Consider the following 14,081-nt stretch of genomic DNA (forward strand, 5'->3'; position numbering starts at 1 on the left):
CCGGCTCGGTTGCCCGCGGCGGAAAGGATCACGATGAAGAAGCTTCTGTTCCAGTTCGACACCGACCCGATGCCCAGCGTGTTCGACGTGGTGGTGGGCTACGACGGCGGCGCCGACATCATCACCGGCTATCCCAACGTGACGCCCGAGAATGTCGGGGCGCTCGTCGACGGCACGATCTACACCCGCGGCGGGTCGGAGAAGAAATCGACCGCGATCTTCGTCGGCGGCGGCAGCATGGCGGCCGGCGAGGCGGTGTTCAAGGCGGTGCGCAAGCGCTTCTTCGGCCCGTTCCGGGTGTCGTGCATGCTCGACTCCAACGGCTCGAACACCACCGCGGCGGCGGGCGTGGCCCTCGTCGCCAAGGCGGCGGGCTCGCTCCAGGGCAAGCGCGCCGTGGTGCTCGCCGGCACCGGCCCGGTCGGCATGCGCTCGGCGGCCCTGCTCGCCAAGGAGGGCGCGACCGTCACGCTCGCCGGGCGCAACCTCGCCAAGGCGCAGGAAGCCGCCAAGGCCATCGAGACCCGCTTCAAGGTCGAGATCCGGGCGATCGAGACCGCGGATGCCGAGTCCCGGGCTGCGGCCGTCAATGATGCCGATGTGGCGTTCTCGGCCGGCGCGATCGGGCTCGAGCTCGTCTCCGAGGCGCAGTGGCAGGGAGCCCGGGACCTCGCCTTCCTGGCCGACTACAACGCCCAGCCGCCGCTCGGCTTCGGCGGGATCGAGGCGACCGACAAGGGCAAGGAGCGCCACGGCAAGACGGTGTTCGGGGCGCTCGGCATCGGCGGCCTGAAGCTCAAGCTGCACCGCGCCTGCGTCGCCAAGCTGTTCGAGAGCAGCGAACAGGTCCTCGACGCGGAAGAGATCTACGCGCTCGCGAAAGAGATGGCGTGATGGCCAATCCTGAGGACACCATCCCGGGCTTCCTCGACGCCCTGGCGAGCGAGCGCCCGACCCCGGGCGGCGGCGGCGCGGCGGCGATCTCCGGCGCCATGGGGGCGGCCCTGGTCTCGATGGTCTGCAACCTCACCATCGGCAAGAAGAAGTACGCCGAGGTCGAGGCCGAGATGATCGCGACCCGCGACCGCGCCGAGCGCTTGAGGGCCGAGCTCACCGGCATGATCGCCGAGGACGTCAAGGCGTTCGACGCGGTGATGGGCGCCTACGGGCTGCCGAAGGCGAGCGACGACGAGAAGGCGGCCCGCGCGGCCGCCATCCAGGACGCCCTGCGGCTCGCCACCGACGTGCCGCTCGCCTGCGCCAGGACCTGCCGGGCGGTGATCGACCTGTGCGAGGGAATCGCCGAGCGCGGCAACCTCAACGTGGTCAGCGATGCCGGCGTCGCCGTGCTGGCGGCCCAGGCCGGCCTGCGCAGCGCCGCCCTCAACGTCTACGTCAACGCCAAGGCGATCGAGGACCGGACCTTCGCGGAAGGCCGCCTCGCCGACCTCGCCTGGGCGCTCGACGGTGCCGACGCCCTGACCGAGCGGGTCTACGGGCTGGTGAAGTCGAAGCTGACCTAAGTGTCGGCGCGCCCGGCGTGAAGTATCCGGGCGACTAAACGAAGCAACGACCCGAGCTTTTCAGCCGGGCGCGAGGAACCCCCTCGTGCCCGGAACGGGAAGCCTTTGCCCAGAACCCAGGAGGACGCCATGGACGTGCACGAGTACCAGGCCAAGGAGCTGCTCGCGAGCTTCGGCGTGCCGATCCCGAAGGGAGCCGTGGCGTTCAGCCCCGACCAGGCGGTCTACGCCGCGACCGAGCTCGGCGGCGGGCACTGGGCGGTGAAGGCGCAGATCCATGCCGGCGCCCGCGGCAAGGCCGGCGGCATCCGGCTCTGCCGCACCACCCACGAGGTCCGCGACGCGGCGAACGACCTCCTCGGCCGGCGCCTCGTCACGCACCAGACCGGCCCCGAGGGCAAGCCGGTGCAGCGGGTCTACATCGAGACCGCCGACCCGTTCGAGCGCGAGCTCTATCTCGGCATCGTCCTCGACCGGAAGGTCGAGCGGGTGCGGGTCGTGGCCTCCAAGGCCGGCGGCATGGACATCGAGGAGATCGCCGCGACCGATCCCGACGCGCTCTTGCAGGTCGTGGTCGAGCCCGCGGTCGGCCTGCAGCCCTTCGAGGCGCGCGAACTCGCCTTCCAGCTCGGCCTCACCATCAAGCAGGTCGGCGCCGCGGTGAAGACGATCATGAGCGCCTACCGGGCCTTTCGCGATTGCGACGCCGTGATGCTCGAGATCAATCCCCTCGTCGTGACCCGCGACGACCGGGTGCTGGCGCTCGACGCCAAGATGTCGTTCGACGACAACGCCCTGTTCCGGCGCCGCCAGATCGCCGACATGCACGATCCCTCGCAGAGCGACCCGCGCGAGGCCCAGGCCGCCGAGCACAACCTGAACTACATAGGCCTCGACGGCGAGATCGGCTGCATCGTCAACGGCGCCGGCCTCGCCATGGCGACCATGGACATGATCAAGCACGCGGGCGGCGAGCCGGCGAACTTCCTCGACGTCGGCGGCGGCGCCTCGCCGCAGCGCGTCGCCACGGCCTTCCGCCTCGTCCTGTCGGACCCGAACGTGCGGGCGATCCTGGTCAACATCTTCGCGGGCATCAACCGCTGCGACTGGATCGCCGAGGGCGTCGTCCAGGCCGCCCGCGAGGTGAAGATCGGCGTGCCGCTGGTGGTGCGGCTCGCCGGCACCAACGTCGAGGCCGGCAAGGCGATCCTGGAGAAGAGCGGCCTCGACCTCATCACCGCCGACACCCTGACGGAGGCCGCGGAGAAAGCCGTGGCCGCCATCCGCACCGCGAACTGAGGGGACGCCCGATGAGCATCCTGATCGACGAGACGACCCGGATCCTGGTCCAGGGCATCACCGGGGACAAGGGCAGCTTCCACGCCCGCGAGATGGTCGAGTACGGCGGCAAGGTCGTGGCCGGGGTCACACCGGGCAAGGGCGGCCGCACCGAGCACGGCGTGCCGGTCTTCGACACCGTGCGCCGGGCGGTGCAGGAGACGGGCGCGGAGGCCAGCATCACCTTCGTGGCGCCGCCGTTCGCCGCTGACGCCATCATGGAGGCGGCCGATGCCGGCATCCGGCTGATCTGCTCGATCACCGACGGCATCCCGGCCCAGGACATGATGCGGGTCAAGCGCTACCTGCGGCGCTACCCGAAGGAGCGCCGGCCGATGGTGGTGGGCCCCAACTGCGCCGGCATCATCTCGCCGGGCAAGGCGATGCTCGGCATCATGCCGGGTCACATCTACCTCAAGGGCAATATCGGGGTGATCTCCCGCTCCGGCACGCTCGGCTACGAGGCGGCCGCGCAGATGAAGGCGGTGGGCCTCGGCATCTCGACCTCGGTCGGCATCGGCGGCGACCCCATCAACGGCTCGTCCTTCCTCGACCACCTCGCCCTGTTCGAGGCGGACCCGGACACCGCCGCGGTCCTGATGATCGGCGAGATCGGCGGGCCGCAGGAGGCCGAGGCCGCGGCCTGGATCCAGAAGAACATGCGAAAGCCCGTCGTCGGCTTCGTCGCCGGGCTGACCGCCCCGAAGGGCCGCAAGATGGGCCACGCCGGCGCGATCATCTCGGCGGCCGGTGACAGCGCGGGCGAGAAGGCCGAGATCATGCGCGCCCACGGCCTCACCGTGGCGCCGAGCCCCGGCGCCTTCGGGACGACCATGGCGCAGGTGATGGCCGAGCGCCGCAAGGCGGCGTGAGCCGGTCCCATGCACGGCTCCCGCAAACAGCGCGGGATCCCCTCTCCCGTGTGGGAGAGGGGTAGGGGTGAGGGTGGCTCGGCTTCGGGATAAAGGGCCGAGCGTCGAGCTGCGCAGCTTAGCGCTCAGAGTTCAAACCTGAAGCCGAGCCACCCTCACCCCCGGCCCCTCTCCCACTCGGGAGAGGGGGGACAGCGCGAACCCTTCGAAGAATCCTCCCTCGATCCCCACGGGGAGCCCCCGATGATCCACACTCCCGTTCCCGACACCCCCTTCGTCCCGCCGCTGATCTCCGGCACCGAGGACCGCGTCGCCCTCGACGTGCTGTTCCGCTCGCTGGTCGACGTCTGCCGGCGCCACCAGCCTGAGCTGGAGGCGACCTTGCGCGGGCAGGCGGACATCGCCGGGCTGTCGCCGGAGCTGACGGCGCGAGCCCTGCAGGTCCAGGGCATCTGGTTCCAGCTCATCGCGATCGCCGAGCAGAACACCGCCATGCGCCGGCGCCGCCACGTCGAGCGCAATGCCGGGCGTGACCGGCTGAAGAACTCGTTCGGCGCGGTGCTCGCCCGCGCGGCCGCGCGGGGCGTGCCGGCGAAGGCCGTGCACGAGATGCTGACGTCCCTGCGCGTGCGCCCGACCCTGACGGCGCACCCGACCGAGGCCAAGCGCGTCACGGTGCTGGAGAAATTCCGGCGCATCTACCTGATCCTGAAGGAGCTGGAGATGCCGCGCTGGACCGAGCGCGAGCGCCACGCCCTGATGGACGACCTGCGCGACGAGATCGAGCTGGTCTGGATGACCGGCGAGCTGCATCTCGAGAAGCCGACCGTCGACCGCGAGGTGGCCTGGGGGCTGCACTTCTTCGACGAGACGCTGTTCGAGATGCTGCCCGAGACCCTGGGCTCGCTCGAGGAAGCCCTGGAGGCCGCCTATCCGGGCACCCGCTTCGAGGTGCCGGCCTTCTTCCAGTTCGGCTCGTGGATCGGCGGCGACCGGGACGGCAACCCCTTCGTCACCGCCGAGGTGACCCGGCGCACCCTCCGGCGCAACGCGCTCGCGAGCCTGGCGCGCTACCGCGACGGGATCGGCGGGCTCGCCCGCACCCTGTCGATCAGCGCCCGCGCCCTGCCGGTGCCGGACGGTTTCGCGGCCGCGCTCGCCGGCCAGATCGCGCGCCAGCCGGACGGGGAGGACATCGCGCGGCGCAACCCGGGCGAGCCCTACCGCCAGTTCCTGACCTGCCTGAGCCGGCGCCTCGACGCGACGATCGCCGGGCTGGAGGAACGACCCGGGACCGGACCGGGCTACGCCGATGCCGACGCGCTGATCGCCGACCTGCGCGCACTGGAGGACGGTCTGCGCGAGGCCGGCTGCGCCTCGCTGTCCGCCAACCGGGTGCGGCCGGTGCGCCGGATGGTCGAGATCTTCCGCTTCTCGACCGTGCGGCTCGACATCCGCGAGAACACGACCCGCACCACCCGGGCGCTCCAGGCGCTCTGGCGCCGGGATCACGCGGGCGAGCCGCCGGACGTCGACGCGCCGGCCTGGACCGCCTGGCTCGAGGCCGAACTGGCGCGTCCCCTCGACGGCCCGCCCGACCTCGCCGGCCTGCCCGAGGAGGCGCGCGAGACGCTCTCCACCTTCCGGCTGGTGGCGGAGATGCGCGGCAGCCTCGACCGCGAGGCCTTCGGCGCCTTCGTGCTGTCGATGACCCATTCGGTCCCCGACATCCTCGGCGTCTACCTGCTGGCGAAGAGTGCCGGCGTCTTCCTCGACTCGGGCGGCACCGAGGTCTGCCCGCTGCCGATCGTGCCCTTGTTCGAGACCATCGACGACCTGCGCGCCGCGCCGGCGATCATGCGGGCGCTGCTCAAGACCCCGGTCGTGCGCCGCTCCGCCCGCCAGCAGGGCGGGGTGCAGGAGGTGATGATCGGCTACTCGGATTCGAACAAGGACGGCGGCTTCGTCGCCTCGAACTGGGAGCTGGCGAAGGCGCAACGCCTCCTGACCCAGGTCGGCGAGCAGGCGGGGATCGGCATCGCGTTCTTCCACGGCCGCGGCGGCTCGGTGAGCCGCGGGGGCGCGCCGACCGCCCGGGCGATCGCCGCCCAGCCGCCGGGCTCGATCCGGGGCCGGTTCCGCACCACCGAGCAGGGCGAGGTGGTGTCGTTCAAGTACGCCAACCGCGGCACCGCCGCCTACCAGATGGAGCTGCTCGCCTCCGCGGTGCTGGCCCACGCCCTCGACGGCGCCGCCCCGGAAACCCCGGCGGCGAACCCGGATTTCGACGACGCGATGGAGGCGCTATCGGGTGCCTCGCGGGCGGCCTACGCGCGGCTCCTGACGCATCCGGACCTCGTGACCTATTTCGGCGCCGCGAGCCCGCTCGACGAGATCGCGCTCCTCAACATCGGCTCGCGCCCGGCCCGCCGCTTCGGCGCGCGCAGCCTCGCCGACTTGCGGGCGATCCCGTGGGTCTTCGCCTGGAGCCAGAACCGGCACGGCATCACCGGCTGGTACGGGGTCGGCAGCGGGCTGAAGAGCCTCGTCGACGTGCGCGGCGAGGCCGGCCGGACGCTGCTGCGGCGGATGTTCGAGGAGTCGCCGCTCTTCCGCCTCATCATGGACGAGGTCGAGAAGACGCTCCTCACCGTCGATCTCGGGCTCGCCCGCGACTTCGCCGGCCTGTGCCCGGACGAGGGCGCCCGCGAGGCGATCTTCGCGATGATCGAGGCCGAGTACCGGCTGACCTGCGCGATGGCGCTCGAGGTGAGCGGTGCCGCGAGCCTCGCCGAGCGGTTCCCGCTCTATCGCGGCCGGCTCGACCAGCGGCTGCCTGTGCTCAACCAGGTCGGCCGCGAGCAGGTCGACCTCCTGCGCCGCTTCCGGGCCGAGACCGACGAAGGCAAGCGCGAGGGGCTGAAATCGGCGCTGCTGCTCTCGATCAACTGCGTCGCGACGGGGTTCGGGGCGACGGGGTGAGGGTGTTTCGCCCGGTTGCCGGATGAGGCGCCCATCCTCCTCTCAGCGCGGGTAGCAGGTCTGCCCGGGAAAGAAGAGGGGAGGGTGGCCCCGAAGGGGGCCGGGAGAGGGGCTGCGCGACGCTGTTCCAGAGGGCGCCCTTCAGAACGGCTCAGTCTTCTCCGGAAGCGTGGTTCCCCTCTCGGCGGGACTGCGTCCCGCTGCCCCGGCTCCGCCGGGCACCCTCCCCGCAGAGGGGGGAGGGAGAGACCCGCGCCTCTTCTTTATCCCCATGCCCCGCCGGGCCCGCGCCCCCCACCTTCCGCCACGTTGCCTGCGTCCCCGACGGACCGCCACACTCTCTCCTCGGAGGAAACCCAAAATGAGCTTCACCCTCGTCCAGCAAGCCACGCCCCGCCTGCACCGCTCCGAGCTTGCGGTGCCGGGCTCGAACCCGACCTTCATGGAGAAATCCGCCAAGTCCACCGCCGACGTGATCTTCCTCGATCTCGAGGATGCGGTCGCCCCCGACGACAAGGAGCAGGCGAGGAAGAACATCGTCCAGGCCCTCAACGACATCGATTGGGGCTCGAAGACGATGATGATCCGCATCAACGGCCTCGACACCCACTACATGTACCGGGACGTGATCGACATCGTCGAGTCCTGCCCGCGCCTCGACATGATCCTGATCCCGAAGGTCGGCGTGCCGCAGGACGTCTACGCCATCGACGTGCTGGTGACGCAGATCGAGCAGGCCAAAAGGCGCGAGAAGAAGATCGGCTTCGAGGTGCTGATCGAGACCGCGCTCGGCATGGCCAACGTCGAGGCGATCGCCCAATCCTCGAAGCGGCTCGAGGCGATGTCGTTCGGCGTCGCCGACTACGCCGCCTCGTTGCGTGCCCGCTCGACCGTGATCGGCGGCGTGAACCCTGACTACGCGGTGCTGACCGACAAGGACGAGGCGGGCGGGCGCCAGACCCACTGGCAGGACCCCTGGCTGTTCGCCCAGAACCGGATGCTGGTCGCCTGCCGCGCCTACGGCCTGCGGCCGATCGACGGGCCGTTCGGCGACTTCTCCGATCCGGACGGCTACCGCTCGGCGGCCCGGCGCTGCGCGGCGCTCGGCTTCGAGGGCAAGTGGGCGATCCATCCCTCGCAGATCGATCTCGCCAACGAGGTCTTCACCCCGAGCGAGGCCGAGGTGACGAAGGCCCGGCGCATCCTGGCGGCGATGGAGGAGGCGGCCAAGGCCGGCCGCGGCGCCGTCTCGCTGGACGGACGGCTCATCGACATCGCGTCGATCCGCATGGCGGAGGCGCTGATCGGCAAGGCCGACGCGATGGCGCGCGCCTGAGGCGGACGGCCGGCGCGTTCCGAGCGGTCGCGCCGGCCCGCATCCATCGGAGGCCGGATCCATCCACCGCGCAGAAACGACGCATGGACCTCGCATACTGCAGAAACAGTCGAGTGCCATACGCTTGAAGGATGCCGGACCGTGCGGCCGCCTCGGCGGTCGCCTGAGCCAGTCGCGGGCCGGCTCCGGACTTGTGGAAGCGCGCGACCGATGAGATCAGAACAGGGCGCTGGACCGATGAAGCGCCGGCGCGGCGGATGGCTGCTGGCCCTCGTCGTGCTGGCAGGGGCCGGCGGCGCCTATGCGTGGCACCGGCACGAAGAGGCCGGCGCGGCGAAACCCGCCGCCCGCGCCCCGGCCGCCGTGCCGGTGACCTTCGCGCAGGTCGAGCAGGGCCCGCTCGCCGTGGTGCTCGGCGGCCTCGGCACGGTCCAGGCCTACAACACCGTTCAGGTGCGCAGCCGGGTCGACGGCGAGATCCTGAAGATCGGCTTTCGCGAGGGTCAGGTCGTCAGGAAGGGCGACCTCCTCGCCCAGGTCGACCCGCGGCCCTACCAGGCCGCCCTCGACCAGGCCAAGGCGAAGAAGACCCAGGACGAGGCCAACCTCAAGAACGCCAAGGCCGACCTCGAGCGCTACACCAAGCTCGGCGACTACGCCTCGCGCCAGCAGACCGAGACGCAAGGGGCGCAGGTGAGCCAGCTCACCGCCCAGGTCGCCTCCGATCAGGCGGCGATCGACAACGCGACGACGCAACTCTCCTACGCCACGATCCAGGCGCCGATCGACGGCGTCACGGGCTTTCGCCTGATCGACGTCGGCAACATCGTCAACGCGGCGCAGCAGACCGCGATCGTCACCATCACCCAGGTCGAGCCGATCTTCGTGGTCTACACCGCGCCCGAGGAGCGGCTGCGCGAGGTGACGAAGGCGCTGGCCGCCGGCCCGGTGCCGGTCGAGGCCTGGAGCACCGACGGGGCGGCGAAGCTGTCCGAGGGCCGCCTCGACCTCGTCAACAACCAGGTCGACACCGCGACCGGCACGATCCGGCTCAAGGCCTCCTTCGCCAACAAGGACCACGCCCTGTGGCCGGGCCTGTCGGTCTCGACCAGGATGCGCACCGGCACGATCCCCGACGCCGTGACGGTGCCGGACGACGCGGTCCAGCACGGGCCGAAGGGCCTCTACGCCTTCGTGGTCGACGATCAGAAGCGGGCGCACATGCAGCCGATCACGGTCGGCCGCTCCGACGGCGGCCGCACCGAGGTGACCAAGGGCCTCTCTTCCGGCCAGACGGTGATCTGGCGCGGCCAGTCCCGGGTGCAGGAGGGCGCGCTCGTCGCCGAGAGCCGGCCGGCCGGCAACGCCGCCCTGGCGCAGAGCGAGGCGCGCTGACATGCAGTTCGGCACCGGGCAGGGGAACGCCGCGCGCGGCGGCATCTCCGGCTACTTCATCCGTTTCCCGATCGCGACCTCGCTGATCATGGCCGGGATCCTGTTCATCGGGATCGTGGCCTATCCGCTGCTCGGCGTCGCGCCCCTGCCGCAGGTCGACTTCCCGACGATCCAGGTCACCGCGCAGCTGCCCGGCGGCAGCCCGGAGACCATGGCCTCCTCGGTGGCGCAGCCGCTGGAGCGCCAGTTCGCCCAGATCCCGGGCGTCAGCCAGATGACCTCGACGAGCGCGCTGGGCATCTCGTCGATCACCGTGCAGTTCGACCTCAACCGCAACATCGACGCGGCGGCGAACGACATCCAGGCGGCGATCAACGCCGCCGGCGGCCAGTTGCCGAAGACGCTGCCGAGCCCGCCGACCTACCGCAAGGTGAACCCGGCCGACTCGCCGATCCTGCTGCTCTCGGCCACCTCCGACACCCTGCCGCTGATCGAGGTCGACGACGCCGCCGACGTGCAGCTGGCGCAGCGCATCAGCCAGATCTCGGGCGTCGGCCAGGTCCTGATCGGCGGCCAGCAGAAGCCGGCGGTGCGGGTGCAGATCGACCCGGCGAAGCTCGTCGCCAAGGACCTGTCGCTCGAGGACGTCCGCACCCAGCTCTCGATCACCACGGTCAACAGCCCGAAGGGCAGCTTCGACGGGGCGACCCGCAGCTACACGGTCTACGCCAACGACCAGCTCACCGTCGCGAAGGACTGGAACGACGTCATCATCGCCTACCGCAACGGCGCGCCGCTGCGGGTGCGCGACATCGGCACCGCGGTGGCGGGGCCGGAGGACGCCAAGCAGGCGGCCTGGGCCAACGGCCAGCGCGGGGTGTTCCTCGTCATCTTCAAGCAGCCCGGCGCCAACGTCATCGACACGGTGGACCGGATCAAGGCCGAGCTGCCGCGCATCACCGCCTCCCTGCCGGCGGGCGTGGTGGTCAAGACCCTGAGCGACCGCACCCAGACCATCCGCGCCTCGGTCGAGGACGTGCAGTTCACGCTCCTCATCACCATCGCGCTCGTGGTGGCGGTGATCTTCGTGTTCCTGCGCTCGGTCTGGGCCACCATCATCCCGAGCGTGACGGTGCCGCTGGCGCTGCTGGGCGCCTGCGCGCTGATGTGGATGGCCGGCTACACCCTCGACAACCTGTCCTTGATGGCGCTCACCATCGCGGTCGGCTTCGTCGTCGACGACGCGATCGTGGTGCTGGAGAACATCGCCCGCCACATCGAGGAGGGGATGAAGCCGATGCAGGCGGCGCTCAAGGGCGCCGGCGAGATCGGCTTCACCATCGTGTCGATCTCGGTCTCGCTGATCGCGGTGCTGATCCCGCTGCTCCTGATGGGCGGCATCATCGGCCGGCTGTTCCGCGAATTCGCCGTGGTGCTCTCGATGACGATCGGCGTCTCGGCCTTCGTGTCGCTGTCGCTGACCCCGATGATGGCCTCGCGCTTCCTCAAGGAGCACGAGGACGAGCATCACGGACGCCTCTACCGCTGGAGCGAGCGGGTCTTCGAGGGGATGCTGCATGCCTACGAGGCCGCCCTCGACGTGGCGCTCCGCCACCACGTCGTGACGTTCCTGACCTTCCTCGGCACGGTGGCGCTCACCGGCTACCTGTTCGTGATCATCCCGAAGGGCTTCTTCCCGCAGCAGGATACGGGCCTGATCGTCGGCATCACGGAGGGCGGGCAGGACATCTCGTTCTCCGCCATGGAGGACCGCCAGCGCGCGGTCGGCCAGGTGATCCAGGCCGATCCGGACGTGGCGAGCGTCGCGATGTCGATCGGCGGCAGCGGCCAGGCGCTCAATTCCGGCCGGATGTTCATCACCCTGAGGCCCCGGGACGACCGCGAGGCGAACGCCTTCCAGATCATCGACCGCCTGCGGCCGAAGCTCGCGAAGCTCGAGGGCGTGAAGGTCTTCCTCCAGGCCTCGCAGGACGTGCGCACCGGCGGTCGCTCCTCGCGCACCCAGTTCGAGTACACGCTGCAGGACCCGAACCTCGACGAACTCAACACCTGGTCGCCGCGGCTCCTCGAGAAGCTGAAGACCCTGCCGGAGTTGCGCGACGTCGCGACCGACCAGCAGACCGACGGCACGACCCTGACCCTGTCGATCAACCGCGACGCCGCCTCGCGCTTCGGCATCACGCCGCAATTGATCGACGACACGCTCTACGACGCGATCGGCCAGCGCCAGGTGGCGCAGTACTTCACCCAGCTCAACAGCTACCACGTCGTCATGGAGATCCTGCCGGCGCTCCAGGGCAACCCGGACTCGTTGCGCGACATCTACGTGAAGTCGCCGACCACCGGCGGGCAGGTGCCGCTCGCCGCCTTCGCCACCTGGACCACCGTGCCGGTGCGCCCGCTCTCGATCAGCCACCAGGGCCAGTTCCCCTCGGTGACGATCAGCTTCAACCTGGCGCCCACCATCGCGCTCGGCCAGGCGACCGCCGCGATCGACAAGGCGGCCAAGGACCTCGGCGTGCCGGCGACCCTCGCCACCGGCTTCCAGGGCACCGCGCAGGCGTTCCAGCAATCGCTCGCGACGGTGCCGCTCCTGATCGCCGCCGCCCTGGTGGTGGTCTACCTGATCCTCGGCATCCTCTACGAGAGCTACATCCACCCGCTGACGATCCTGTCGACCCTGCCCTCGGCCGGCGTCGGCGCGCTCGCGATGCTCCTGTGGTTCGGCTACGATTTCAGCCTGATCGCGCTGATCGGCATCATCCTGCTGATCGGCATCGTGAAGAAGAACGGCATCATGCTGGTCGACTTCGCGATCGTCGCCGAGCGCCACGAGGGCATCGGCCCCGAGGAGGCGATCCGCAAGGCGGCCCTCCTGCGCTTCCGCCCGATCCTGATGACCACGATGGCGGCGCTTCTCGGCGGCATCCCGCTGATGTTCGGCACCGGCACCGGCTCGGAGATCCGCCAGCCGCTCGGCTACGCCATGGTCGGCGGCCTCGCGGTGAGCCAGGTGCTGACGCTGTTCACCACGCCGGTGATCTACATCTACCTCGACAAGCTCTCGACCTTCCTGTCCGGGCGCACGCACGGCCCCCGGGATGAGGACGAGGTGCCGGCGGACGAGGAGCCGCCGCGGCTGCGGGAGGCGGCGGAGTAGGGGGGCTCGGAGCGTCGCCCGACCAGCCTCGGCAGGATCGACACCCGTCTCGTCATCGTGACGGGCTCAAGAGCCCGTCACGATGAAGTCGCGCAGGATCGCGGAGGCCCGCTCGGGGGCGTCGCCGAACACGCCGTGGCCGCACTCGGCGAAACGTTCGAAGCGCACGCGGTCGGGCGGCAGGGAGGCCACGATCGTCTCGCTGAAGGCGATCGGCGAGACCGGGTCGTGATCACCGGCCATGACGAGGACGGGGCAGCGCAGGCCCGCGAGAGCGGACCGGAAGTCCATGCGCCCCTGTTCATTCTCGGGCCCGTTGAAGTGCAGGGCGGTGTCGTGGCGGATCACCGCCCGCCGCATCGCCTCCGGGTCCGAAGGCGTCCGGCGGTAGAGCGGTCCGCAGACGCGGATGAAGTCCGCCCGGCGCTCGGCGGTCGGAGCCGTCCAGTAGGCCTCCGCGATGCGGGCGGCCTCGGGGCCGCCCAGATGGCCGAACCGCTCGAAGACCGCCGGGAACTCGAACTTGGCGGCGGTGCTGACCAGCACGAGCTTGCCCGGATGGTCCGGATGGCGGGTCGCGTAGGATTGGGCGACGTAGCCGCCCCACGACATCCCGAGCACGATCGGCCGGACGAGGCCGAGGGCGTCGCACAGGCCCTTCACGTCGTCGCCCCATTGGGCCAGCGTCCAGGCAGAGCGTTCGCCGTCCTCGCTGCGGCCGTTGCCGCGGTGGTCGTAGTAGACCACCTGGGCCACGTCGCTCAGCCCGGAGAACAGGGGCTTGAGGGCGCTATGGTCGAAGCCCGGCCCGCCATGCAGAAGCAGCAGGGTCGGCTTCTCGCGCATGGTGTCGCCGGCCGGCACCAGCCCGGCATTCTCGACGTCGACGAAGAGGCGGACGCCGTTGACGCTGACGAACATGGGGCGTTCCGTCCTCGTTGCCGGTGACGGCGGCTGCGAACCGGGCGGCCCCGGCCCTCAGGCCACCGCCGCCTGCTTCTGCACGCTCAGCAGCATGTTGGCGATCTGGCGCACCTGCAGCTCGCTGTCCTGCAGCTCCTTCTTGCGGGCGCCGCCATAGGCGAACTCGTCGTGGTCGATCCCGGGAACCGACAGGCCGGCTTCCGTGAAGTAGCGCTCGAGGCGGGCATGCAGCTGCTCCCAGACGCCGAGGCGCGACCAGCGGATGAAGGTCTGGGCCGCCATCCACCACGGGCCGTACTGCACCGGGACGGCGCGCCAGTTGGTATCGTGCCAGTGACGCCAGAGGATCGCGTCGAGGGTTCGCTTGAGGTCGTGCGGCTGCGTCTTGCCACGAGGCCGGCATTCCTCGAGCAAAGGTGCCAGCATGGCCCACTGCGCCTCCGTCAACATAAACATCCCCTCGTCCACGCTTCCGCCTGGAGGCATGTTACCAAGGGTAATTTGCTTCTTCAATCGGGTCATCGACCGGC

At 70.4% G+C, this 14,081-nt stretch carries 10 protein-coding genes; 8 read left to right on the top strand and 2 right to left on the bottom strand.

Annotated elements, in window-relative coordinates; translation table 11 throughout:
• Positions 1-33 precede the first annotated feature (33 nt).
• The 8 genes from DK419_RS14265 to DK419_RS14300 all read left to right on the top strand — a co-directional run bounded on the left by DK419_RS14265 (position 34) and on the right by DK419_RS14300 (position 12,627).
• Complete coding sequence (locus DK419_RS14265; protein WP_109959663.1) at positions 34-894, top strand: NADP-dependent methylenetetrahydromethanopterin/methylenetetrahydrofolate dehydrogenase; 861 nt, start codon at positions 34-36, stop codon at positions 892-894.
• Positions 894-1,523 (top strand): methenyltetrahydrofolate cyclohydrolase, encoded by a 630-nt coding sequence (gene fchA / locus DK419_RS14270; RefSeq protein WP_109959664.1) that lies wholly within the window; start codon positions 894-896, stop codon positions 1,521-1,523. The genes DK419_RS14265 and fchA overlap by 1 nt, the downstream gene beginning before the upstream one ends.
• 129 nt (positions 1,524-1,652) lie before the next feature.
• Complete coding sequence (locus tag DK419_RS14275) at positions 1,653-2,822, top strand: malate--CoA ligase subunit beta (RefSeq protein ID WP_109959665.1); 1,170 nt, start codon at positions 1,653-1,655, stop codon at positions 2,820-2,822.
• An 11-nt stretch (positions 2,823-2,833) separates the two neighbouring features.
• The gene (gene sucD / locus DK419_RS14280; RefSeq protein ID WP_109959666.1) at positions 2,834-3,733 is read left to right on the top strand and encodes a succinate--CoA ligase subunit alpha; all 900 of its coding nucleotides are present in this window, start codon (positions 2,834-2,836) and stop codon (positions 3,731-3,733) included.
• Between the two features lie 243 nt (positions 3,734-3,976).
• Entirely contained in the window at positions 3,977-6,715 is a 2,739-nt protein-coding gene (locus DK419_RS14285) for a phosphoenolpyruvate carboxylase (protein ID WP_109959667.1), read from the top strand.
• A 361-nt stretch (positions 6,716-7,076) separates the two neighbouring features.
• Positions 7,077-8,051, top strand: coding sequence for an HpcH/HpaI aldolase/citrate lyase family protein (locus DK419_RS14290; protein WP_109959668.1), 975 nt, complete (start codon positions 7,077-7,079; stop codon positions 8,049-8,051).
• Between the two features lie 237 nt (positions 8,052-8,288).
• A complete protein-coding gene (locus tag DK419_RS14295; RefSeq protein ID WP_425352580.1) occupies positions 8,289-9,446 on the top strand; it encodes an efflux RND transporter periplasmic adaptor subunit in 1,158 nt (385 codons plus the stop codon).
• Between the two features lies 1 nt (position 9,447).
• Complete coding sequence (locus DK419_RS14300; protein ID WP_109959670.1) at positions 9,448-12,627, top strand: multidrug efflux RND transporter permease subunit; 3,180 nt, start codon at positions 9,448-9,450, stop codon at positions 12,625-12,627.
• Positions 12,628-12,693: 66 nt separating this feature from the next.
• Here DK419_RS14300 and DK419_RS14305 read toward each other — a convergent pair whose 3' ends face one another.
• Together DK419_RS14305 and DK419_RS28615 are read right to left on the bottom strand one after the other, a co-directional pair.
• A complete protein-coding gene (locus DK419_RS14305; RefSeq protein ID WP_109959671.1) occupies positions 12,694-13,548 on the bottom strand; it encodes an alpha/beta fold hydrolase in 855 nt (284 codons plus the stop codon).
• Positions 13,549-13,605: 57 nt separating this feature from the next.
• Entirely contained in the window at positions 13,606-14,007 is a 402-nt protein-coding gene (locus tag DK419_RS28615) for a transposase (RefSeq protein WP_162561229.1), read from the bottom strand.
• Positions 14,008-14,081 lie beyond the last annotated feature (74 nt).

The organism is Methylobacterium terrae (assembly GCF_003173755.1).
Classification (GTDB): Bacteria; Pseudomonadota; Alphaproteobacteria; order Rhizobiales; family Beijerinckiaceae; genus Methylobacterium; species Methylobacterium terrae.